Source organism: Serratia marcescens subsp. marcescens ATCC 13880 (assembly GCF_017299535.1).
In the GTDB taxonomy this organism is placed as follows: Bacteria; Pseudomonadota; Gammaproteobacteria; order Enterobacterales; family Enterobacteriaceae; genus Serratia; species Serratia marcescens.
In genome coordinates this window covers 3,022,685-3,045,705 of record NZ_CP071238.1, presented here as the reverse complement: position 1 = coordinate 3,045,705, position 23,021 = coordinate 3,022,685, and the positions used below count along the sequence as shown (strand labels likewise).

At 57.2% G+C, this 23,021-nt stretch carries 17 protein-coding genes; 14 read left to right on the top strand and 3 right to left on the bottom strand.

What is annotated here, in order from left to right:
- The first annotated feature begins 129 nt into the window (after positions 1 to 129).
- Together J0F90_RS14545 and J0F90_RS14540 are read left to right on the top strand one after the other, a co-directional pair.
- On the top strand, positions 130 to 1,704 hold the full coding sequence (locus tag J0F90_RS14545; protein WP_033640044.1) for an ABC transporter substrate-binding protein: 1,575 nt from the start codon (positions 130 to 132) through the stop codon (positions 1,702 to 1,704).
- A 231-nt stretch (positions 1,705 to 1,935) separates the two neighbouring features.
- The gene (locus tag J0F90_RS14540; RefSeq protein ID WP_033640045.1) at positions 1,936 to 3,546 is read left to right on the top strand and encodes a hypothetical protein; all 1,611 of its coding nucleotides are present in this window, start codon (positions 1,936 to 1,938) and stop codon (positions 3,544 to 3,546) included.
- Here the strand turns inward: J0F90_RS14540 and J0F90_RS14535 are convergent.
- Positions 3,543 to 4,211, bottom strand: coding sequence for a prepilin peptidase (locus J0F90_RS14535; RefSeq protein ID WP_033640046.1), 669 nt, complete (start codon positions 4,209 to 4,211; stop codon positions 3,543 to 3,545). The genes J0F90_RS14540 and J0F90_RS14535 overlap by 4 nt on opposite strands.
- A 429-nt stretch (positions 4,212 to 4,640) precedes the next feature.
- Here J0F90_RS14535 and J0F90_RS14530 point away from each other — a divergent pair, with 429 nt between their 5' ends.
- The gene (locus J0F90_RS14530; protein ID WP_033641395.1) at positions 4,641 to 6,152 is read left to right on the top strand and encodes a YchO/YchP family invasin; all 1,512 of its coding nucleotides are present in this window, start codon (positions 4,641 to 4,643) and stop codon (positions 6,150 to 6,152) included.
- Here the strand turns inward: J0F90_RS14530 and narL are convergent.
- Positions 6,149 to 6,799 carry a two-component system response regulator NarL gene (gene narL / locus J0F90_RS14525; protein ID WP_016927346.1) on the bottom strand — a complete coding sequence of 217 codons (651 nt, stop codon included), beginning with the start codon at positions 6,797 to 6,799 and terminating at the stop codon, positions 6,149 to 6,151. The genes J0F90_RS14530 and narL overlap by 4 nt on opposite strands.
- 10 nt (positions 6,800 to 6,809) lie before the next feature.
- The gene (gene narX / locus J0F90_RS14520) at positions 6,810 to 8,594 is read right to left on the bottom strand and encodes a nitrate/nitrite two-component system sensor histidine kinase NarX (protein ID WP_033640047.1); all 1,785 of its coding nucleotides are present in this window, start codon (positions 8,592 to 8,594) and stop codon (positions 6,810 to 6,812) included.
- A gap of 349 nt (positions 8,595 to 8,943) precedes the next feature.
- On the opposite strand from narX, the gene J0F90_RS14515 reads away from it, so the two are divergent.
- From J0F90_RS14515 to J0F90_RS14465, 11 genes are all read left to right on the top strand, one after another.
- A complete protein-coding gene (locus J0F90_RS14515) occupies positions 8,944 to 10,338 on the top strand; it encodes a NarK family nitrate/nitrite MFS transporter (RefSeq protein ID WP_033640048.1) in 1,395 nt (464 codons plus the stop codon).
- Between the two features lie 771 nt (positions 10,339 to 11,109).
- Entirely contained in the window at positions 11,110 to 12,009 is a 900-nt protein-coding gene (locus tag J0F90_RS14510) for a winged helix-turn-helix domain-containing protein (RefSeq protein ID WP_033640049.1), read from the top strand.
- 179 nt (positions 12,010 to 12,188) lie between these two features.
- Positions 12,189 to 13,151 (top strand): NAD-dependent epimerase/dehydratase family protein, encoded by a 963-nt coding sequence (locus tag J0F90_RS14505; RefSeq protein WP_016927350.1) that lies wholly within the window; start codon positions 12,189 to 12,191, stop codon positions 13,149 to 13,151.
- Positions 13,152 to 13,325: 174 nt separating this feature from the next.
- Entirely contained in the window at positions 13,326 to 14,375 is a 1,050-nt protein-coding gene (gene wecA / locus J0F90_RS14500) for a UDP-N-acetylglucosamine--undecaprenyl-phosphate N-acetylglucosaminephosphotransferase (protein WP_033640050.1), read from the top strand.
- Positions 14,376 to 14,420: 45 nt separating this feature from the next.
- Positions 14,421 to 15,554, top strand: coding sequence for a polysaccharide export protein (locus tag J0F90_RS14495; protein ID WP_028127497.1), 1,134 nt, complete (start codon positions 14,421 to 14,423; stop codon positions 15,552 to 15,554).
- A gap of 27 nt (positions 15,555 to 15,581) precedes the next feature.
- A complete protein-coding gene (locus J0F90_RS14490; RefSeq protein WP_016927353.1) occupies positions 15,582 to 17,762 on the top strand; it encodes a polysaccharide biosynthesis tyrosine autokinase in 2,181 nt (726 codons plus the stop codon).
- Positions 17,763 to 17,766: 4 nt separating this feature from the next.
- Positions 17,767 to 19,065 carry a flippase gene (locus tag J0F90_RS14485; protein WP_033640051.1) on the top strand — a complete coding sequence of 433 codons (1,299 nt, stop codon included), beginning with the start codon at positions 17,767 to 17,769 and terminating at the stop codon, positions 19,063 to 19,065.
- The gene (locus J0F90_RS14480; RefSeq protein ID WP_028127496.1) at positions 19,046 to 19,894 is read left to right on the top strand and encodes an ATP-grasp fold amidoligase family protein; all 849 of its coding nucleotides are present in this window, start codon (positions 19,046 to 19,048) and stop codon (positions 19,892 to 19,894) included. The genes J0F90_RS14485 and J0F90_RS14480 overlap by 20 nt, the downstream gene beginning before the upstream one ends.
- Positions 19,895 to 19,900: 6 nt before the next feature.
- Positions 19,901 to 21,055, top strand: a complete 1,155-nt coding sequence (locus tag J0F90_RS14475) for a hypothetical protein (protein WP_033640052.1) — start codon at positions 19,901 to 19,903, stop codon at positions 21,053 to 21,055.
- A gap of 3 nt (positions 21,056 to 21,058) precedes the next feature.
- Positions 21,059 to 21,964: a glycosyltransferase family 2 protein gene (locus J0F90_RS14470; RefSeq protein ID WP_033640053.1), complete on the top strand. Its 906-nt coding sequence runs from the start codon at positions 21,059 to 21,061 to the stop codon at positions 21,962 to 21,964.
- Between the two features lies 1 nt (position 21,965).
- Positions 21,966 to 23,021: a glycosyltransferase family 4 protein gene (locus J0F90_RS14465; RefSeq protein WP_033640054.1), complete on the top strand. Its 1,056-nt coding sequence runs from the start codon at positions 21,966 to 21,968 to the stop codon at positions 23,019 to 23,021.

The following is a 23,021-nucleotide window of genomic DNA, read 5'->3' as shown; positions in this document are numbered from 1 at the left end:
AATGCCCGCCAATGCGGCGGGCATATCCATCTTGGTAATAAATAAAGCAATTTATCGTCGTTCTTCTGTTAATTCTTACCCCCTACACTCGAAAAACAACGCAACCGCGTGATTGTGGAGAGTGTATCGATGAAACGGTTAATCCCAACCTTATTGTATGGCGCGCTGGCGGCCGCTTTCGGTGTGCAGGCTGCCACCCCGCAGGATACCTTGGTGGTGGTCAGTTCGTTGGAGGGCATTATCAGCCTCGATCCGGCGGAGAGCTTTGAAACCGTCAGCTCGGCCAATCTGGTCAACCTCTATCAGCGCCTGGTGGCGCCGGATCGCGCCGCGCCGCAAAAGCTGGCGCCGGACGCCGCAGGCAGTTGGCAAGCGGGCGCCGATGGCCGCAGCCTGACCTTTACCCTGAAACCGCAGCAGCGTTTCGCTTCCGGCAATCCGCTGCGGCCAGAAGATGTGATTTTTTCGCTGGTTCGCGCGGTGAAGTTGAACAAGGCGCCGTCGTTTATTCTCGGCGAGTTTGGCTGGACGCCGGATAACGTTGAGCAGCAGCTGAAGAAGGTGGGAGATAACCAGGTGCAACTCAGTTGGCCCGCCAACATCGGCAGCGAATTGGCGCTGCGGCTGCTGACGGCGAATGTGGCTTCGATCGTGGATGAAAAGCTGTTGAACGAGCACGCGCAGCAGGGGGACTACGGTAACGCCTGGCTGCGCAGCCATTCCGCCGGTGGCGGCCCGTATCGGGTGAATAACTATGTGCCGCATGAAGCGCTGCTGTTTGGCCGCAATGAGTACGCCCCGTCGCCGGCAAGGTTGAAAACGGTGTTGTTCAAGAACGTCAGCGACGCCGGCACCCGCCGTTTGCTGTTGCTGAAAGGAGATGCCGACGTGGCCTACGATCTGGGCGCCGACCAGTTCGACTCACTGCGCAACGCGTCTGGCGTGCGCATTGAGCAGGCTGATGCGCCCCGGATCTATTACCTCGGTTTCAACACCGGCAGCAAAGACAATCCGGCGCTGGGCAATCCGGCGTTGTGGCAGGCGGCGCGCTGGCTGGTCGATTATCAGAGCATCGCCGAGCAACTGCTGAAAGGGCAATATCGCGTGCATCAGGCCTTCTTGCCGCAGGGATTGGACGGGGCACTCGACGATCGGCCGTTTAAGCTCGACGTGGGCAAAGCCAAACAGATCCTGCGCGATGCCGGCATCGCTGAAGGTACGCGCATCGATCTTATCGTCATCAACCAACCGCCGTATACCGACATCGCGCAGGCGCTGCAGGCCAGTTTTGCGCAGGCCGGGCTGCGGTTGGATATCCATCCGGTGGTAGAAAGCGATCTGTGGGGCAAGATGCGCGGCCGCGATTTTCAGGCGATCTTCACCTACTGGGGCGCCGACTACCTGGATCCGAACACCAACGCCAGCGCCTTTGCCTATAACGTGCCCGGTGGGCCGAAAACCCTGGCCTGGCGCACCCAGTGGGGCATTCCCGCCATCAGCGCGGAAACGCGCGCCGCGGCTGCGGAGGGGAACAGCGCCGCGCGCAGCGCACGTTACGTCACGTTGCAACGGGAATTGCAGGCCAGCTCGCCCTATGTGGTGGCGCTGCAGGGGCAAACGCTGGTGGCATTGCGGGACAACGTCGAAGGTGCCCGGCTGGATATCGCCAACAGCATGCTGTATCTGGATCGGGTCAGCAAGTAGCGGCAACGCCGCGCGCCTGGCCGAGCTTTCTGTCGCACCAAAGGCCAACAGCGAGTGAAATCGCTTGCTGTTGCCACCTCGAATCGCGAGATGTTGTGTCAGGGTGAAATAAAATGAAATTTCATAACGCGCTCATATGACGGTGATAGATTGGCACTGAAAGGCGGCGTTGTTTACGCCTTTCACCGCGGTCGTCCGCAATGATGCGGACACATCACGTCAGGAGATATTATGGACAATAACGAAAACGCTTCAGGAGCGCGCGCAGCAAGCTTGCTCGCCGCCGGTGAGGTTGTTACGCCGGAACAGTTTTATCAGGACAGCGACGGAAGCAACTGGGGGCCGGCGATCAACAAAGCGGCGGCGGCGGCGCTGCAAGCCGGCGGTACGCTGTCCCTGGGGAAGCGGGTGTATACGGTCGCTGGACACGTACTCATTCAGACGACAACGGACATCTACGGCGGCATCGGTTTGCGGGTGGTCGGATTGGGGCGGGCGACCAAAATTGTCAAGACTGCGGACAGCAGTTACACCAACGAACAGGGCGAAACGAAGAAAGCGGTGATCGTGGTGAAAGGCTTCGCCAATCTGACGCTGCACGGCTTGACGCTGCGGGATGATACCGGCGTAGATGACACCCACGGCGTGTGGTTCAGCGATCGCAACATGACGAAGTTTGATATTCGCGACATCTACACCAAGGTCGGCGGTTATTCGCTGTTTGTCTCGGGCGACATGTTCATTAACTGGCTGGTGAACGTGCAGATGGAGGCAAATGCCAATCGCCCGGGCGATGGGGTGCTGTGGATGGACAAGTCCGGCACCACCAATTTTATAGACGGCCTCTACGCCGCTCGCGCCAAGGGGACTGCGTTCAGAATTTCAGGGTTTTACTCTACTATCGGCTCGTTGGCTGCGGATGACTGCATCGGCGATATCTACTCTTTCAAAGATTTTAATGGCACGATCAATTCGTTGGGTTGCGAGAACCGCAATACGCAGCGCGCCGCCAATGTCAGCGTGTTGTCCACCAACTTTGCCCAGGGCACGATAGGCAATATCAATATCCAGGACGCGCAGAATGTGGAGAGCGGGGGCGTGTTGTGCCGATTCATCAACGAATCTCGTTGGGATATCGGTCAGTTGACTCTTTACAGCGGTTCTAAGACGCCTTTCCCGGCGGCGATCGCCGCCTGCAGCAACAATACCGAGGTAACCTTCAGTAACGTATACAACGGCGGCGTCCCGGTGGCCGGCAAAAGCACCGTCGATGTGACATCGTTTTTAAGCGGGGTCGAAGCGATGTACAGTCTGGGCGAGCGGGGAATTGCCCCTTCCGCCACCAGCAACCATTTGCCGCGCAATATCTCGAAACAGCAATCGTGGACTTTTTTAGGCACCCTGACCGCGCCGGATCGGCAACCTACAACGCGCATTACTCTTCAACAGGGCGTAAGCACCAAGGTGCTGGCGTGCGATTTATATATCACGTTCGATCTGTCTTCGCAGGCGACCGCCTTTGTCGTCAATAAAGGCAGCTATAGCGCGAAAGGCGCCTTTATGTTGCGGCGCACCGGGCCGTTGAGCTGCGAAATATATTACCGCGTCGAGAAAGATTTCGGCTTTGGCAGTTATCAGGTGCAGACTACGCGCGGCAGTTACTGGCGGCCGGACGGCGTTTCATTGAGCACGCCCCCCTCCGATGCGTTGGAAATCCGCAGCGATGAGGTGTTATCCACGACCAGGCTCGCGGTGATCCAGCCACTGACCAATCCGACAACAGCCAGCACGGCGGAAGTGGCCGGATTGCTCAATCGGCTGATCGAGACACTGAAGAACTAACCGAATAACGCCGGCGCGTTCTGGCCGGCGTCCATCAAGAGCAACAGCCAGCCGGCGGCCGCCAAGGCGATGCCGAAAGGTTGCCGCGTTCGCCAGGCGCGGCGGTTGCGTCGGCCGCGGGTCAATGCCATGCCTAACCCGAACATGGCCGCCAGACAGACCAACAGCGGCAGCATCGTCCAACCGAGCCAGGCGCCCAGCGCCGCCAGCAGTTTGAAATCACCCTGGCCGATGCCGTCACGCCGCCGCACTTGTCGATAAAGCGCGTTGAGCAGCCACAACCCCCCGTAGCCGGCGGCGGCGCCGATAACCGCGTCGCTCAGCGTCGCCCAGCGAGCGTCAAGATTGCACAGCATCCCGCCCCACAGCAGCGGCTGGGTCAACCGGTCCGGCAGCCACCGGTGGCGCCCGTCTAGCCAGGCCAGGGCGATCAGCAGCGCCGCGGCCGGCGGCAACCACAGCCGGTGCGCTGCCGGCAGGTCGAAGGGCAGCGCCGTCAATGCCAAACCGAAGGCCGTCAGCAGCAGGCTGCGGCGGCGCAATCTCGGTGGGCTGGCGCGCACGGCCACCGTTCGCTCCAACCGGGTGATGAGCGCGAAGGCGACCATACCTGCCGACAGCAGCGCGGTGAAAAACAGCGCGGGCCACAGTAAGGAAAGAAACATCGAGACTCCGTCAGTCGTGAAATAGATGTTTAAAATAACGGCAAAATGCGTATTTCATCGGGGTGAAATGCGGTGAGTGGCGAGGAATGCGCAGTCGTACGCATCGCCACTTCACGTATTGCAGAGTGATGCAATGTCATGCGCGGAGGCGCGCAGCAGTGGGGTGTTGCGTTGTTTATCGGCAAAATCGGCGCTGAAATAGTGTGAATTCACCTGGCGGCCGGAATGGATCGGTAAATGACGTAAGTGACGGCGTCACTGGGGAGCGATTGGGGTTTATCCTATTGTTTCTGTTCGTCAAGCCGTTAGGCTTTAAGGGAGAGGCGCCCCGGCCTTGATGGGGCGTAGGGTATCCAGATCTGCCGCGGGAAAGGCGACAGCAAAGCAGTGGGTTGGCACGCTCCAGGAGGGAGGGTGGCCAACGGTGCCATGAAAGACGAAATTCAGGCGGGACTCATCAAAACCAAAAAACGACTCTGGCACAGCCGCCAGACGGTGTGGCTGACCGGGACGCTGGTGTGGCTGGCCGGCGCGGCGCCCGCATGCGCCGAATCCCCGCCGGCGCCGGCGAGCGTTGTCTCTTCCGAACCGGCCGCCGCAGATCCGGTCGCGAATTTGCCCGAACTGGGCGGCGCGCCCGATGACGCCGCGCGCGAGAAGCAGTGGGCCGAGATGGCCAAGCAGTTCGGCGAAAAAGATCTGAATAACGTTTCCCGTCAGCAGATGCGCAGCCGCGCTGAGGATTATCTGCTGGGCCAGGCGACCGGCGCGCTGCAACAGCAGGCGCAGGCGCTGTTGTCGCCGCTGGGCACCGCCCGGTTATCGCTGAAGATGACCGGTGAGGGGGACTTTACCGGCAGCAACGGGCAGTTATTCAGCCCGCTGTACGACGTCGACGGATTGCTGACCTATAGCCAGATCGGCTGGTTGCAGCAAAGCGCCGGGGCGCTCGGTAATTTCGCGCTGGGGCAGCGCTGGATCGCCGGTGACTGGCTGCTGGGGTACAACACGGCGCTCGACAGCGATTTCGCCCGGCAGCGCAATCGCGGCAGCGTCGGCGCGGAGGCCTGGGGAGACTACCTGCGTTTCTCCACCAACTATTACTACCCGCTGTCGGCGCTGGCGCAACAGCCTGGCGATGGCGTGTTTTTCAGCCGCCCGGCGCGCGGTTACGACATCACGACGCAAGGCTATCTGCCGTTTTATCGCCAGATCGGCGGTTCGCTCAGCTATGAACAGTATCTCGGCGATAATGTCGATCTGTTCGGCAGCGGCAAAAAACAAAACGATCCGCGCGCGATGCAGCTGGGGCTCAATTACACCCCGGTGCCGCTGGTGACGATGAAGGCGCTGCATAAGATTGGCGCGGACGGGCAGAGCCAGGATCAGGTCGAGCTGGCGCTGAGCTATCGGCTCGGGGTGCCGTTGGTGAAGCAGATTTCGCCGGAGTATGTGGCGCAGGCCAAGTCGCTGCGCGGCAGCCGCTACGATCCTATCGAACGCAAGAACGTGCCGGTGCTGGAGTTCCGCCAGCGCAAAACGCTGCAGGTGTTCCTGGCCACGCCGCCGTGGAGCCTGCAGGCGGGGGAAACCGTGCCGCTGGTGTTGGAAATCAAGGCGCTGAACGGCATCGCTCACGTCAGTTGGCAGGGGGATACGCAGGCGCTGAGCCTGACGCCGCCGCACAACGCCAACGATCCGCAGGGCTGGACGGCGATCGTGCCGCCGTGGGACGACGCGCCGGGCGCCGCCAACAGCTACCGGCTATCGGTCACGCTGGAGGACGATAAACAGCAGCGCGTGACGTCCAACTGGATAGAGCTGAAAGTGGCGCCGCCGCTGACGGCGACCGCCGGTGATGAAGCGGGCCTGCCGCCGATCAAAACCCTGACACCGCCGCCGATCCCGGCGCAAACCGGGCCGCTGTACGGCGGCGATTAACCGTTTTTACCCTGCAGCACCCACACGGCGGCCTCGACGCGGGATTTGAGCTTCATCTTTTTCAGCAGGTGTTTGACGTGCACCTTGACGGTGCTTTCGGTGATGGTCAGGCGGCGGGCGATCAGCTTGTTCGGCAGCCCCTGGGCGATCAGCTTCAGGATATCCCGTTCGCGCGGCGTCAATTGCTGAATATCGCGATCGGCGCTGGGGCGGTTTTCCCGCAGGCTGGCGGCGAGGATCGGCGTCAGCGTTTCGCTGAGCACCATCTGCCCGGCCGCCGCCTGATGCAGCGCCTTCAGCAGATCCTCCGGCTCCATGTCTTTCAACAGATAGCCGTCGGCGCCGCGTTTGAGCGCGCTGACGACGTCGTCTTCATGGTTGGACACGCTGAACACCACAACGCGCCCCGACAGGTCGGTCTGGCGCAGGCGATCCAGCGTTTCCAGCCCGTTGATGCCGGGCATGTTGAGGTCGAGCAGGATCAGATCCGGATCGTGCTGCTCCGCCAGCGTGACCCCTTGTTCTCCGTTGCTGGCTTCGGCGATGACCTGCAGGCGAGCGTCCATGCCAATCAGCTGTTTTACGCCGTTGCGCAGCATCGGGTGGTCGTCGATCAGTAAGATTGTGGCGGCGGTTTCTGTCGTCATGGTGTCTCCGTTAGTCGATGGCGTGGTTATCCGGCGTGAAGCTGACCCGCACCTCGGTGCCGCCGCCGCCGCGCGGTAAAATGTCGCAGCGGCCGTGCAGGCTCTTGGCGCGATCGCGCATGATGATCAAGCCGTAATGGTCGGGGCGGGATGTTTCGGCCGGCAGGCCGCGTCCGTTGTCGCATACGCTCAGGGTCACTTCGCCCCGTTTGTTGATGACCTGAATGCTCACCTCGCTGGCTGCGGCATGCTTAAGGATGTTACTGAGCGCCTCGCGGGCGATCTGCAGCAGATGAATGGCCTGATAGGCGGGCACCGTGCGCGGCCCCAGTTGGTAATCGAGGCTGATGTTCAGGCCCAGTTTGGGATTGAACTCCGCTACCGTCGATTGCAGCGCCGCCAGCAGGCCCGGCTCGGTCAGCTGCAGGCGGAAGGTGGTCAGCAGCTCGCGCAGCTGGCGATAGGCGCCGTTCAGCTCTTCGCGCATCTGCTGCACCAGCGCCTGGCTGGCGGGCGAGAGCGTTTCGCCCTGCATCTGCAGGCAGGCGATCTGCATTTTCAGGCAGGAGAGCGATTGGGCGATGGAGTCGTGCAGCTCGCGGGCGATCGCCGCCCGTTCTTCCATCAACATCAGCTGCTGCTGGTGGTCTACCTGACGTTCGATGGCCAGCACGCTGGTCAGTTGCTCCACCAGAGTGTTGACCAGCTGGCGGTGCTCATCGTTCAGCGGCTGTTGCGGCGCATGTTGCGCCACGATCACGCCGTAGTCGCCAAGCTTGTCGCTCAGGCTCCAGCTCAGCGACGGGCTGTCGGGATGCTGGCGGTCGCTGTCGTGCAGGCAGGCGCTGCACACCGGATTATGGCAATGCTCCGGCCGCAACGGCTGGTTGCCGCTCAGCTGCAGCAGCGGCTCCCGGCTGTCGTTTTCATACAGCCGCACCTGAATGGCGCGCAGCGGCGTCAGGATTTGCAGTTGGTTGAGCAGCGGCGTCAGGCGGCTGCACAGCGGCTCGCTGGCGTGCAGCAGGCGGCTGGCGCGATAGAGAAAGCTCAGCATCTGATTTTTTTGCTGCAGGTCCGCGGTCTTCTCGGCCACGCGCTGCTCCAGCCCGCTGTAGGTGGCCGACAGTTCGTCGGACATGGTGTTCAACGCGCCGCCGAGCGACGCCATTTCATCCTGATGGCCGCGCTGCGCGAAGCGGCGGCTAAAATCACCGCGGCCCACCGCCAACGCCATCTCCACCAGCTGTCGCCACGGATGCAGCAACCGGCGGCGCAGGTAGCAGGTGGTGCCGATCAGCAGCAGCAGCGTCAGCGCGATAAAGCCGGCCTGCACCAGCGTCACCATCAGCAGGCGGCGCTCGGTTTGCCTGTCGATATCCGACACCAGCTTATCCAACAGCTGCACGAAGTGCGCCACCTGCGGCGCGGCGTCGGCCGGGCGCTGCGCGCTGCGCAGGCGAGGTTGCAGGGTCTGTTGCCAGTAGTCGCGCAAGGCGTCGAAAGGTTGCGTCAACCCTTCCTGTTCCACCGAACGCTGCAGGTCGGGGCTGTTTTCGTCGCGCTCCAGTTCGCGGATCAACGCTTCATGCCGTTCATCCAGCGGCACCTGCGCCAGCAGACGGTAGCTTTGCATACGCAGCGAGCCGGCCTTGTTGATGGCATGCGCGTTGCCCTGAATGCTTTGCGACATCCAGGCGGAAATCCCCATGCCGGCCACGCCCAGAATGCCCGACAGCAACATCAGCAGGGCGACCTGATTCACGATCGAAAGCGGGGCCAACAGGCGTTTCATAAGCGCGGGTTCCTGGCATTTGGCGCCGCTGAAGCTCAGGGGCGAAGGCGGCGACGGGGTAAACAAGTAACGATTCAGCCGTATTTTTGATTATCCCTGAGCATAACCCCATACCTCGAATGAAGTACCCATTAGTTTCCAGGGGGGCGGCGAGGCGGTGAGGATGACGAAGTGCTTCATTCTAATTTATTGATTGTAAATGATTTAATTTTTATCCAGAACGTACCCCTAAGGGGATGAAGGCGCTATTTGTGCCGCCAACTACTTGCATTCGGGTTGATATACATCAACTTTGCCGCCGGGGCCGCCCCCTAGGGTGTCGGAATAATCCCCCGTGTCTGAGGTTTTTATGTCGCAACTTGCAACGCCTTCATCAAAGAAAACCGGTGCGCTGATTCAGGATTGGCATCCTGAAGACAGCGCCTTTTGGCTGCAGCGTGGCCATCGCATCGCCACCCGCAACCTGTGGATTTCCATTCCCTGTCTGCTGCTGGCCTTCTGCGTCTGGATGCTGTTCAGCGCCGTGGCGGTCAACCTGAATAAGGTTGGCTTCAACTTTTCCACTGACCAATTGTTCCTGTTGACAGCGCTGCCGTCGGTCTCGGGCGCCATTTTACGCGTGCCGTATTCCTTCGTGATCCCGCTGTTTGGCGGCCGTCGCTGGACCGCTATCAGCACCTGCTTCCTGCTGGTGCCGTGCCTGTGGCTGGGATTCGCGGTGCAGGACAGCAGCACGCCGTACAGTGTATTCGTCATCATTTCCCTGCTGTGCGGTTTTGCGGGCGCCAACTTTGCCTCCAGCATGGCCAATATCAGCTTCTTCTTCCCGAAAGCGCGTCAGGGTGGCGCGTTGGGTCTCAACGGCGGGTTGGGGAATCTGGGCGTCAGCGTCATGCAACTGGTCGCGCCGTTGGCGATCTCTTTCAGCCTGTTTGGTCTGTTTGGCGGCACGGCGCAAGATCAGGCAGAAGGGGGGCAGCTGTGGCTGGAAAATGCCGCCTGGATCTGGGTACCGTTCCTGCTGGTCGCCACCTTGGCGGCCTGGTTCGGCATGAACGATCTGGCGGCTGCCAAGGCATCGCTGCGCCAGCAACTGCCAGTGCTCAAACGTGGGCATTTGTGGATGCTGAGTTTGCTGTACCTCGCGACCTTCGGTTCTTTCATCGGTTTCTCCGCCGGTTTCGCCATGCTGTCGAAGACGCAATTTCCGGAGGTCGTGATCCTGCATTACGCTTTCTTCGGGCCGTTCCTCGGTGCGCTGGCACGGCCGGTCGGCGGCGCGCTGTCTGACCGTTTCGGCGGCGTGCGGGTGACGTTGATCAACTTTGTGGTGATGGCCGTGTTCGCCGCGCTGTTGTTCCTGACCTTGCCGACAGCGGGCGAGGGCGGTTCGTTTATCGCCTTCTACGGCATCTTTATGGTGTTGTTCCTCACGGCGGGGCTGGGCAGCGGATCGACTTTCCAAATGATCGCCGTCATTTTCCGTAAAATCACTGTCGATCGCGTGAAAGCGGCCGGCGGCAGTGACGAGAGCGCACAGCGTGAAGCGGTGACGGACTCCGCCGCCGCATTGGGCTTTATCTCAGCGATCGGCGCCGCAGGCGGTTTCTTTATTCCCCAGGCATTCGGCACCTCGCTGGCGCTGACCGGTTCGCCGGCGGGGGCAATGAAAGTATTCCTGGTGTTCTATATCTTGTGTGTGGTCATCACCTGGGCGGTGTATGGCCGCAAGAAAAAGGCCTGAGTATCAAATCGCTTTCTCAATCCCTCCCGACAGGGGAGGGATATTTCTCTCATTCCGAGTCATCTCTCCTCGCCTCCTCAGTGAAATTTTCTGCCTTTAGGTAAAATTCTCATCTTCGCTTGCCGTTTTTTTCTTTTTTTATAGCACTATCTCTCAATGTGGGAATATTTTCGCCAAAACGGATTATATTATTTGCACGTTTTTTTCGTTTTATTGAGAGTATTCTTACATTAAGGCGTTAATGTCTTTTCGCAGATTAAATGAAATTTCCGAGAGGGGAAGGCATAATTAGTGCGATTGTTATAAAATCAGTAATAGGGTTTTGTCTTAGATGCTGCACACGCCGAGTGGAATGTGTGACGGGGTTAAATCAGATAACTCTCATTCTGTTTTTTTCGGCTTTTTGTAGTCTATCTGACAATCAGATTAGGTGGGAAAACACAATGAATTCACGGATAAGAATGAAATTTCACAATTTCATTCGATTAACAATCGAACAACATGGTTAGTTTTTCCTTTTTAAATCAATGAGGTGTTCATTTGAATTTTACGGTGACCATGAAAGAAATCCATGTTGCCAACAGGGAAAAAGAGTCATTTGGATAAACGGAACATCCTTAATATGGCCTAATGTAAAAAATGAAATCAGAAAATTTTTATAAAGGCCAATATCCGATGAATGCAACCTGTTGAGTTTACATTTAATTTCTTGAACATTTTTTGATATTTCTATACAAAGTGTGCAGGACAGGCACGCTAAGGAAATTAAAAGTGAATCTTGATAAAAGAATAAAGATTAGGAATCTCGATGTTCTGACTCCTGCCGGGGAGAAATTTCGTCTGCGTTGGAAGGAGTATCAAATTCTTTCGCTGCTTGTCGCCAGATCACCAGAACTGGTTACCCGAACGGAAATTATAGAAAATATCTGGAAAGGAACCTATTGCTCAGATTCAACGATAAATCAAACAATTAAATCTATTCGCCAAAAGATTAGCGACACGGAACACACGCTTATCAGAACCATTCCTCGTTTGGGTTACAAGGTGGAAAATCAAGCGGCTTTTCACTTTATATCCGAGGATGAAGACTACGCTGATGATGATATATTAAATGGCGGTGAAGATATTGGTGTTGATATTCAAGCGGAACTTTCTGAAAGTGAAAGTGAGTCGTCTGAAACAAACGATGAAAAAATAGATAAGCTGCATAAATCGACGCTGGTTGCTGCGCCTGTTGCAACGGTGGAGTCATCCAAAGAACCGGTGCGTGAAAAAAAGTCGGCGGCGGTGCGTCGCTTTTTCAGCATACCCGCCAGCCGTGTAGTGAAATACCTGACGGTATTCGCCTCTTTGCTGGTTATTTCACATTTTTCATATGTGCTCGGCAACCAAACCCGCCCCCCGGTGATCAATGATATTCAGAACAACACGCGCGTGGTGTTGACGCTGACGCTGAATAACCCCCATACCAACAGCCCGCAAACTCTGCTCTGCCTTTACCAGGGAGAGAACATGGATCAAGCCACCATCGAATGTGTCGATCCTAAGCAAGGGCAGCTTAAATTGCCGGTAAAATATGAGACCTCTTCGACGCCGGGCAAAGGTCGGATTAATCTCATATTGCCGAATAAAACCTTGCAATATCAAGTTGCTTACGATGTTAAAAATTAGCGCTGAATGAGGTTTTATCTTTAGCGATAATTTTACATTTGATGAAATCTTTTATTTCATTATTTGTTATTTGAAAGCCAGGTTCGATTTGTCCAGTCTGGAACTCATTACCTAACGCGTATTAGCGTCCTGTCCCAATGGTGCGACAGGAATAATGAGAACCTGCTGAGTGACAAATTATGGATAAGCGTAAAGTAGCTATTATCGGGGGTTCCGGTTTTATCGGAACACGCCTGGCGAAACGTCTCAGTGCGCGCGATGATCTGACGTTGGTCATCGTGGATAAGCAACCCAGCGCACATTTTCCCGCGCTCTATCAGTATGGCGATGTGACGCAACCTCAGACTTTGCAAGAACCGCTGACGGGCTGCGACGCCATCATTAATCTGGCGGCGGAACATCAGGACAACGTCGATCCCATTTCGCTCTATTATCAGGTCAATGTCGAAGGCGCGCGGCATGTCTGCATGACAGCCTCCGCCCTGAATATCCGCCAAATCATTTTCACCTCCTCCGTCGCTGTTTACGGCTTCGTCAAACAGGAAACCGGCGAAGAAGGAAGTTTCGAGCCTTTCAACCATTACGGCAAGTCCAAGCTCGAGGCGGAATACGTTTATGAAGCCTGGCGCAAGGCCGATGTGGAAAATCGGTTGACTATCATCCGTCCAACGGTGGTATTCGGCGAAGGCAACCGCGGCAACGTGTATAACCTGTTCCGGCAGATCGCCAGCGGACGTTTCGTGATGATTGGCAGCGGCAATAATATGAAGTCGATGGCCTACGTTGAAAATATTGCCGCGCGGCTGGAACATGCGCTGGATCAACAGTCAAGTTATCAGGTCAGCAACTACGTCGATAAACCGGACTTTACGATGAATCAATTGGTCGACGTCATTTCCTCTTCATTGGGGAGAAAAAATAAGACAATTCGCATTCCTTATGCCGTAGGCATATGCGGCGCAACCGCATTGGATGTTGTGAGTAAAATAAGTCGAAAGAAATTCCCAATAAGCCGCGTCAGAGTACAGAAATTCTGCGCCAGAACGCAGTTTAAAAGTAATGTGCAAAATAATTTCGTGGCGCCTGTTGAACTTGATTCGGCAATCGAAAGAACCATTAAACATGAGTTTTCTGATAGATAACTTAACCGCACGCTGACGTTATTTACTTATTTCCGCCGACAAGCGGATAAATCTGTATTTTTCAGGATTAATTCATGCTGACTTATATCCTGGCAGGATCAATTTTGTTTTTGTTAATAGCGCATTGGGAGCTGTAACTCAAGGGCGGTAGCGTGCTTATTCGCTGGAGGAACGATGTTATATCAACTGAGCGTGATATTTGTGCTGGCGGTCGCGTGGATCCTTATTGCCCGCCGGGTCGCCTTGACGGTGGGATTAGTGGATAAGCCCAATGCGCGCAAGCAACATCTGGGACATATTCCGTTGGTCGGCGGCATCGCCGTGTACCTGACGCTGATGCTGATGGCGCTGTGGCAACCCGCCTGGCTGCCCGACAGCACCGTCTATCTGCTGTGCATTACGGCGCTGGTGGTGTTGGGCGTGTTGGATGACCGCTTTGATCTGCCCGTGGCGCCGCGCGTCATGGTGCAGGGAGGGATCGCGCTGGCGATGATGCTGGCGGCAGGGATGCAGCTTTCCTCATTGGGCCATGCCTGGGGCCATCAGGAAGTGATGCTCGGTTATGGCGCGTTGCTGCTCACGCCGCTGGCGGTATGGGGAGCGATCAACGCCTACAACATGGTGGATGGCATCGACGGGCAACTGGGCGCCTTATCCTGCGTGACCTTCATTGCGCTGGCCATCGTGTTCGGACTGGGTGGCCGGGGAGATCTGGCGCTGTGGTGCCTGGGCATGATCGTCGCGCTGGCGGCTTATCTGCTGTTCAACCTGAGCCTGTTCGGCGCGCGTAACAAAATCTTTATGGGGGACGCCGGCAGCATGGTGATCGGCTTCAGCGTGCTGTGGCTGGTGTTGCTGGCGACGCAGGGACAGCAGGCGGTAATGCGCCCGGTCACCGCGCTGTGGCTGATCGCCATTCCGCTGATGGACATGGTGACCGTGATGGTGCGCCGCCTGTTGCGCCGCCAAAGCCCCTTCAAAGCGGGCCGCGATCATTTGCACCATATTCTGATGCGTCGCGGACTCAATGCGCGTCAGGCACTGGCAATGAGCACCATGCTGGCGGTGACGCTGGCCTGCATCGGCATTTGCAGTGAAGTGTTGCAACTGCAGGAAAGCCTGATGCTGGTGGCGTTTCTGTTCTGTTTTTGCGGTTATTTCGCCATGTTGCGCGAACCGCGTCAGGCGACGATGCTCAGCGATAATCCAACCGTCGGGCGTTAATCCTCTCACGGGCTGCGGCAGCAGCCCGTTTATCACGGTACTTCCATGAATTTTCATTTGCCTCTTTTGATGCCGTTGGCCTTCACCTCCGCGTTATTGAGCGGTTGTACGGTGGTTCCCGGCTCACATTTACCGACCAGCGGAAAAGCCATCGTCGTGCAACAAGACGACGATTTCGATTTGAACAGCCAGGTACAGGTCTACCGCATGTCACCGATGCTGCTGCAGAAAATGCGGCGCGTTGAACCGGTCGCCCAGCCGAATCCGGCGCTGGACCAGCGGTTGCAGAGCTACCAATACCGTATCGGCGTCGGCGACGTGTTGAACGTCACCGTCTGGGATCACCCCGAGTTGACCACGCCGGCCGGGCAATATCGCAGCGCCAGCGACACCGGTAACTGGGTGCATGCGGATGGCACGATCTTTTACCCCTATATCGGGCGCGTGGCGGTGGTGGGTAAAACCGTCACCGAAGTGCGCAGCCTGATCGCCGGCCGTCTGGCGCAGTATGTGGAAAGCCCGCAGGTGGATGTCAGCATCGCCGCGTTCCGCTCGCAGAAGGCTTATGTGACCGGTGAGGTGAAAACCTCCGGTCAGCAGGCGATCACCAACGTGCCGCTGACCATTCTGGATGCGATCAACGCCGCCGGCGGCCTGACGGACAATGCCGACTGGCGCAACGTGGTGCTGACGCATCAGGGCAAAGAGCGGGCCATCTCGCTGCAGGCGCTGATGCAGCGTGGCGACATCAGCCAGAACGCGCTGCTGCAGCCGGGCGACATCCTCTACATTCCGCGCAATGACAACTTGAAAGTGTTCGTGATGGGCGAGGTGGGCAAGCAAACGACGCTGAAGATGGATCGCAGCGGCATGACCCTGACCGAAGCCCTCGGATCTTCCGAAGGGATCAGCCAGACGGTGGCGGATGCGACCGGGGTGTTCGTGATCCGGCCGAGCGGCGGCAACCCCCCGCAGCGGCTGGCGACGCTGTATCAGTTCGATCTCTCCGACGCCAGCGCGCTGGCGATGGGCGCTGAATTTCAGCTGCACCCTTACGACGTCGTGTACGTCACCGCGGCGCCTATCGCGCGCTGGAACCGTTTGATCAGCCAGCTGGTGCCGACCATCAGCAGTTTTAACGATCTCAGCGAGGCTACCTTGCGCGTGCGCAACTGGTAACTCCGCAGGGTGAATAAGGAACAGAAGATGAAAAACAATGCGCTGTCCGTGATGGTGGCCGAACAAGATGAAAAGCTGGAGTGGGAGCGTCTGGTAGGGCCGCTGTGGGATAACCGCTGGCGGATCGCCGTCGTGACCGGCGTGGCCGGTGCGCTGGGCGTCGCCTACGCCCTGTTGGCTACCCCGGTGTATCAGGCCACGGCGGTGGTGCAGGTGGAGAATCAGCTGTCCGGCGATTCGCTGCTGCGTGAAACGCTGGACAGTTCGCTGGGGCAAAATTCGACGACGCAGGATGAGGTGACGCTGGTCAAGTCGCGCTACGTGCTCGGCAAAACGGTGGATGCCCTCGGCCTGACGGTGCGCGTCGAACCAGACTATTTCCCGGTATTCGGTAAAGGTTTCGCCCGACTGAGCGGTGAAAAGACGCCGGTATTGGACATCGGTACGCTGACAACGCCGGCGGACATGCAGGGCGAAGCGCTGACGCTGACGGTGCGCGATGGGCAACATTACGAGCTGAGCCATGACGGCGCCAAATTGTTCAGCGGCGTGGTTGGGCAACCGGTGGCGCAGGGCGAGTGGAGCATGACCGTTTCGGCGCTGGATGCGGCGCCGGGCACCAGTTTCACCGTGGTTAAAGTCGCGCGTCAAGAAGCGGTGGACGATCTGCGTAAATACCTGGGCGTAGTGCCGAGCGGCAAGGACAGCGGCATCATGACGTTTACGCTGCCGAGCGAAGATCCGCAGCGTGCCGAGGCGGTGCTGAAGAACATCACCGATAACTACCTGCAGCAGAACGTGGATCGCAAAACGGAAGAGGCGCAGAGAATGCTGGCCTTCCTGCAGGAGCAGCTGCCGCAAACGCAAACCTCGTTGAACAACGCCGAAAACCAGCTCAACCAGTTCCGCCAGCAAAACGATTCGGTGGATCTGTCGCTGGAAGCCAAGTCGGTGCTGGACACTCAGGTGCAGCTCGAAGCCCAGCTCAACGAGCTGACCTTCAAGGAGGCGGAGATTTCCAAGCTTTATACCCGCGTGCACCCGGCTTACCGGGCGCTGATGGAAAAGCGCGCCACGCTGGAGGCGGAAAAGGCGCGGCTCGGCAAACAGGTACAGACGCTGCCGAAAATGCAGCAGGAGATCCTGCGTCTCACCCGCGACGTGCAGGTGGATCAGCAGGTTTACATGCAACTGATGAACAAACAGCAGGAGCTGAGCATCAGCAAGGCCGGCACGGTGGGCAATATTCGCATCGTCGACGAGGCGGAAACCGCTATCCGACCGATTCAGCCGCAAAAGATGCTAATCGTGTTGTTGGCGTTGATACTGGGCGCTGCGGGCACCGCGGCCGTGGTGCTGCTGCGCACCGCCTTCCATCGCGGCATCAATGATATCGATACGCTGGAGAAGCGAGGCATCAACGTCTACGCCACCGTGCCGCTGTCGCCATGGCAGGCGAAACGCAATCGCGAACAACGCCTGCTGTTGCCCAAATCCGGCGGTCGTCGCCTGCCGATCCTGGCGGCGGTTGAGCCGGCGGATCTGTCGGTGGAGGCCATTCGCAGCCTGCGCACCAGCCTGCATTTCGCCATGCTGGAGGCCAAAAACAACATTTTGATGGTCTCCGGCGCCAGTCCGGAAAGCGGCAAGAGTTTTACCAGCACCAACCTGGCGGTGGTGGTGGCGCAGGCCGGGCAGCGGGTGCTGTTGATCGATGCGGATATGCGTAAAGGATTTTTGCATCGTTGGTTATCGGACGACGCTCATCAAGGGCTGTCCGACATGCTGGTGGGCAAAGTGATGACGGAACAGGCGGTGCGGAAAACCGCCATCGCCAATCTGGACTTCGTGCCACGTGGTCAGGTGCCGCCGAACCCGTCCGAGCTGCTGATGCATCGCCGTTTCGCCGATTTCCTGCGCTGGGCCGGGCAAAACTACGATCTGGTGCTGATCGATACGCCGCCGATTCTGGCGGTGACGGACGCGGCCATCGTCGGCAATCACGCCGGTACGTCACTGTTGGTGGTGCGTTTTGAGGTGAACACCGTCAAGCAGATCGAAACCAGCATGCGCCGTTTCGAACAGAATGGCGTGGCGATCAGAGGCGTAATCCTCAACGGCATCGTGAAAAGGGCGGCGACCGACATGAGCTATTACAACTTCGCCTATCCAAGCCATCGGGAAGATCAGCGGCAGGCAGAGGAATAAGCGGGTGAAGGCCATTATCACCAATGCCCTGTGGCTGATGCTGGAACGCGTTTCGCTCAGCCTGTCCGGCATCTTCGTCTCCATTTACGTTGCGCGCTATCTGGGGCCCGCCCAGTTTGGCGCTCTCAACTATCTGTTGGCGACGATCGCCATCGTGGTGCCGCTGGTGCAGCTGGGCGCCGACAGCATCATTTTCAACCGCGTCGCCCGCCGCCCGCCGAGCGGCATTCGCCTGATGTTGGCTTCGATGCGTTTGCGCCGCCGGCTGTTCCTGGTGGTGGCGCTGCCGATGCTGATATGGAGCTATTTCAGCCAGCCGCCAGCCGGTCAACTGATGACGCTGTTGCTGCTTATCAGCGCCTATTTCTCGATTCAGGACGTGTACAAAATTTATTACGATGCCCGCCTGCAGTCGAAACGCAATACGCTGATCAACAACCTGGCGCTGCTGTTGTCGATCGGACTGCGGCTGGCGCTGGTGAGCGCCGCGCTGCCGCTGGTGTGGTTCGCGGTACCCTACATCCTCAGCAGCGCCGTACCTTATCTGGTGCGCCTCTGGCTATTTCGTGGGGAAGCTGCGGCCTCGCCGCGGGTTATGCCGCGCCAGGCCGGGCGCTATGGCCGTTATTTACTGAAAGTGGGCCTGCCGTTGGCCATCTCCAGTCTGGCGATAGTGATTTATACCCGCATCGATCAAATCATGCTGGGCAATCTGGTCGGCGAGCAGGCGGTGGGCTGGTTCAGCGCCGCGACCACCCTCAGTCAGGGGTGGGTTTTTGTGCCGATGGCGCTGATCACCTCGTTGATGCCGGGTATTGCCAACTGTCGCGACCCGTTGGAGCAGGAGTACCGCATCCGGGTGCTTTATCTGGTGGTATTGGGCCTGTCGTTGCCGGTGCTGCTGGGTCTGTGGTGGTTCGCCCACCCGGCTATTGCGCTGCTGTATGGCGCCGCTTTTCAACCGGCCGCCGACATCCTGGCTATTTGTACGCTGACCTCGCTGTTCTCAGTGATGGGGACGGTTTCGTATCGCAGCATCGTGCTGTTCGCCGGTTATCGCTTTATCGCCATCAAGATGCCGTTGGTGGCTCTGCTGAACGTGGCGATGAATCTGCTGCTGATCCCGCGTTACGGCCTGACCGGCGCTGCGGTGTCTACGCTACTGGCGGAATTCATTTCGTTCTTCGTTCTGAACAGTTTATTCCGTGGCGGGAAAATTACCCGACTGCAGCTGACCTGTTTTTACTGCCTGCCGCGTCTCGTCAGCAAATTAAGGAGAGAGCATGTTAAACACCCTGGTTAAAAGCATTTCCAAGCGCCTGCCCGATGCCTGGCACCATCAGGTTAAATACGCGCTCTATTTCAAAAAATTGCCGCACCTGTCAAAACCGACCGGCTTCAGCGAAAAGATCATGCGCCGCAAAATTTATCCGCGCAGCATCTACACCACCTTGTCGGACAAATACAAGGTCCGCGAATTTATTGCCGGCCTGTGGGGCGAAGAGTATCTGGTGGAGCTGTATGCGCATGGCACTGAACTCAGCTACGACACGTTCAGGCAGTTGCCAGACGCCTTCGTGCTGAAGGCCAACCATGGCAGCGGCTATAACCGGTTGGTGTTCGACAAGCAACAGGTTAGCTACGCGGAATTGTACGATCTCAGCAGTTCGTGGATGCGCAGCAACTTTTACGAGCAGAGTCGCGAAAAGCATTATCTGGACATCGAACCCTGCATCATGGTGGAACGCATGTTGCTGGATGGTGAGCAGGTGCCGAACGATATCAAGTTTCATTGTTTCAACGACAACCATGAAATTCGCATGTTTATCCAGGTGGATTACCAGCGTTTCGGCACCCATCGGCGCGATATTTTTGATCTCGACTGGAACCGCACCGAAATCCGCATCAACTTGCCGAATGCCGACGAACCGATGCCGCGACCTACGCGGCTGGAAGAAATGACGCGTTTGGCTCGCCAGGTTGCGCAGCAGTTCTCTTATGTCCGCGTGGATTTCTACCAGGTCGGTGAGAAGGTCTATTTCGGTGAATTGACGTTTACGCCTGGTGCGGGATTAAGCAAGCTTAAGCCGGAAAACATCGAGCAGGAATGGGGCAGTTATTTTACTGAGTAAACGCTTATGCAGAGAGTCGCCTCCAATTTTCACATGCATGCCAATGTTGGTTATAATCAGTCGCGGGATTTGGTCAATCAATCAATCATATTGACCTTCCTGTTGATCTTTTTCGTGAAAACTTTCCTGACCTCGGGATCGTTCAACAGCGAGCTGATTAATAAAACTGTGATGGGGCTCAATGCCCTGATGTTGCTCTATGTCGGCTATGCATTTTTCATCGCTACGATGGCGGAAAAAGCGGTTGCGGGTTTTTTGGTTCTGCTGTTTCTGGTTAATATCGCCACCGGACATGGCGATTACCTTTTTGGCGCGGTATTCAGCTCTGCGGTGATAATTTTATTCCGCCGCATCGAGATGGTGCGCGGCGCTGAAATGTTCGCTATCGCTTTTGTGGTTGCCGGGCTGTTGATGGTTATCCCTTATACCTTTTACACCAATGGATTTGTTTACCTTGATGAGCGCTATGGCAACAGATTAACGCTGGGTTTCGATAACCCGAATACCTTGGCGTATTATTCTTTTGCCTTGTTCGCCATGCTGCTGTGCCTGATCGACCATGCGAAATTAACGCGTGGAATGAAAAATATCGCCTCACTGGCGGTGTCGGCGTTAATTATCCCGGTGCTGATGTATTCCTATTCCCGCACCTGTTTTATGTTGGCACTGTTGATGTTGTTGCTGTTTTGGCTGGCGCCGCTGCTGCGTTTTACCCCCAATAGAAAAGTCTGCATTGCGCTGACGTTGGTCATCGTAGGCTTCCAGTTCGCCAGCGTTATACGCTGGGGGAGCAATCCGGCATTGGATGCGCTGTTGAACCAGGCGTTGACCGGGCGCATCTGGTTCTCCTGGCAGATGTTTCAGGCGGTGGGGCTACCCAATCCGCTGTTCGGCATGAATATCGAACCCTATAAGCCGGTCGATTTCTTCTTCATCGCCATGTTTTATTCGGCTGGTGGGATCGCCTCTGTTGTCATGCTTTTTTGTTATTTTCACCTGTTGGGTAATATGCGCAGGCTGAGTCGATTCATGCGCTGGGTGGTGGTTGTTTTCCTGCTGACAACTTTTACGGAAACCTATTTTTTGGTCCCGGTATTTAACGTGTCGTTATTGCTGCTTTGCCGTGGAAAAGAAATGATAAATTCTAAGTTGGAGGGTTAAGAAATGGATTTCTCGATCGTGATCCCTATTTATAATAGTGCGCGTTACCTGCCTAAAACTCTGAAGCGGATTTTCAGCGCTTGCCAAGGGTTCGACTATCAGGTGATTTTGGTTGATGATTGCTCTGACGAGGATGATATCAAATATATTCGCCAGATAGCGGCGACTAATAGCAACGTGATGCTACATGAGAAAAAACAGAAGAGCAATGCGGCGGTATCGCGCAACCTGGGCGCCAATTTAGCGCAATCGGAGATCGTGTTTTTTCTCGATTCGGATGATTACTTCACTACCAACTATATTATTCGCCGCATGAAGAAGCATGAAGATCGCCATATTGATATTATCTTCGGTAATTATGCAGAGGTGAGCGGCGATTCGGTACGCGACTTCAACTTTCACTACAAATCCGGTTCTTCCGGCGAGGATTTTCTTTTTCTGGAAATGGGCGATATTCGATCATCCACCATCAGCATGCGTAAAAAAAGCGATCGCCGCTTTTTATTTCCCGAGTTTCTCAACAAGCATCAGGATTGGGGCTTTCTGGTCAACGCCACCAATTTGGGCGCGCAAGTGGCGTATGACGCCGGCGGCGGGGTGTTTCTCGACGTGGGGCGTTACGGACGCATGACGGCGAAGCTTAATCTGGAGGCCAGCGACCGCTTTATCAATACCTTCCTCAGTCCCAGCGATCGCCATATCAGCGGATTCGCCTGCAAGCACCTGCTGGCCTCGCTGTATTCGGAAAACGCCCAGGCGTTCAATTATTACTCGTCGCGCATCGTGCGGCACAGCCTGAGCGGCAAGTTCAAGATGATCAAATGGTATGGCGATTGTCTGACGCGGCTGGGGTTGTTCTCGGTTGGCGGCCGGCTGTTGCGCAATGTGCGCCAGGGATTCAGGAGATGATATGCAAGCACGCAAGGTAATCATCGTCATCGAAAATATGGCGGGCAAGGGCGGCACTGAACGGGTCGCCAGCGGTTTGGCCAATGCGCTGGCGCGTCTGCCGAATTACGAGGTGGCGGTGTTTTCGCTGTGTGGCGAGCGGAGCTTCTTTCCGCTGGCGAGCGACGTCCGGCTACGCTGTGGCGGCGGCGATTCGCTGTTCTGGCCATGGCGGCTGGCGTTGGCACTGCGGCGTGAACGCGCGGACGCGATCATTACCGTTTCCATGGGAAAACTGTCGGTGGTGATGACGCCTTTTCTACGTTTGTTCTGTGCCCGCAGCCGGCTGTTATTGAGCGAGCACGTCAGCTTTCACCAGTATCCGCGCGTATTTAAATGGCTGAAGTTGTTGGTTTACCGGTTGGGCGATCGCGTGATTTTCCTGACGCGGCAAGATCGCGACGCCATCGCTCGCTGGGTGGGCGCCGGGAAATGCCGGGTGATCGAGAACGTTTCGCCGTTCGGCGCACAGGCGCCGACGCCGGCGCTGCAGGAAAAGGTGGCGCTGGCGGTGGGGCGGTTGAGTAATCAGAAAGGCTTCGATCGTCTGATCGCGCTGTGGCGCGGGGTGGCGGCGCAAATGCCGGATTGGCGGCTGTTGATTATTGGCGACGGCCCTGAGCGTGACGCACTGCGGCGGCAGATTGAAGGCGCCGGGCTGGAGCGGCAGGTGAGCCTGCTGCCGGCCACCGCCGACGTGGCGGCCTATTATCGCCAGGCCAGTCTGTATTTGATGACGTCGCGCTATGAGGGGTTGCCGATGGTGCTGATCGAAGCCATGAGTTTCGGCCTGCCGTTGGTGGCCTACGATTGCAAGACCGGCCCGGCCGAGCTGATAGACAACGGCGTCAACGGCTATCTGGTGCCCGATGACGATGCCGCCGCCTTCAGCGAAGGCGTGCTCGAACTGATGCGCGACCCGGACCTGCGCGATCGCTTTTCTGTCGCTGCGCTAGATAAGTCTCGCCGTTTTTCTCCCGAACGTATTTATCCCCAGTGGCAACAGCTCATTGAGTGA

Excerpts from the sequence above, each read along its gene's own strand:
- narX (WP_033640047.1), bottom strand. The coding sequence starts at position 8,594 with ATGAAACGCCTGTTGGCCCCGCTTTCGATCGTGAATCAGGTCGCCCTG.
- J0F90_RS14545 (WP_033640044.1), top strand. The coding sequence starts at position 130 with ATGAAACGGTTAATCCCAACCTTATTGTATGGCGCGCTGGCGGCCGCT.
- narL (WP_016927346.1), bottom strand. The coding sequence starts at position 6,799 with ATGACGACAGAAACCGCCGCCACAATCTTACTGATCGACGACCACCCG.
- J0F90_RS14495 (WP_028127497.1), top strand. The coding sequence starts at position 14,421 with ATGAATTTTCATTTGCCTCTTTTGATGCCGTTGGCCTTCACCTCCGCG.
- J0F90_RS14515 (WP_033640048.1), top strand. The coding sequence starts at position 8,944 with ATGTCGCAACTTGCAACGCCTTCATCAAAGAAAACCGGTGCGCTGATT.
- J0F90_RS14530 (WP_033641395.1), top strand. The coding sequence starts at position 4,641 with ATGAAAGACGAAATTCAGGCGGGACTCATCAAAACCAAAAAACGACTC.
- J0F90_RS14480 (WP_028127496.1), top strand. The coding sequence starts at position 19,046 with ATGTTAAACACCCTGGTTAAAAGCATTTCCAAGCGCCTGCCCGATGCC.
- J0F90_RS14540 (WP_033640045.1), top strand. The coding sequence starts at position 1,936 with ATGGACAATAACGAAAACGCTTCAGGAGCGCGCGCAGCAAGCTTGCTC.
- J0F90_RS14475 (WP_033640052.1), top strand. The coding sequence starts at position 19,901 with ATGCAGAGAGTCGCCTCCAATTTTCACATGCATGCCAATGTTGGTTAT.
- J0F90_RS14490 (WP_016927353.1), top strand. The coding sequence starts at position 15,582 with ATGAAAAACAATGCGCTGTCCGTGATGGTGGCCGAACAAGATGAAAAG.
- J0F90_RS14535 (WP_033640046.1), bottom strand. The coding sequence starts at position 4,211 with ATGTTTCTTTCCTTACTGTGGCCCGCGCTGTTTTTCACCGCGCTGCTG.
- J0F90_RS14470 (WP_033640053.1), top strand. The coding sequence starts at position 21,059 with ATGGATTTCTCGATCGTGATCCCTATTTATAATAGTGCGCGTTACCTG.
- J0F90_RS14505 (WP_016927350.1), top strand. The coding sequence starts at position 12,189 with ATGGATAAGCGTAAAGTAGCTATTATCGGGGGTTCCGGTTTTATCGGA.
- wecA (WP_033640050.1), top strand. The coding sequence starts at position 13,326 with ATGTTATATCAACTGAGCGTGATATTTGTGCTGGCGGTCGCGTGGATC.
- J0F90_RS14465 (WP_033640054.1), top strand. The coding sequence starts at position 21,966 with ATGCAAGCACGCAAGGTAATCATCGTCATCGAAAATATGGCGGGCAAG.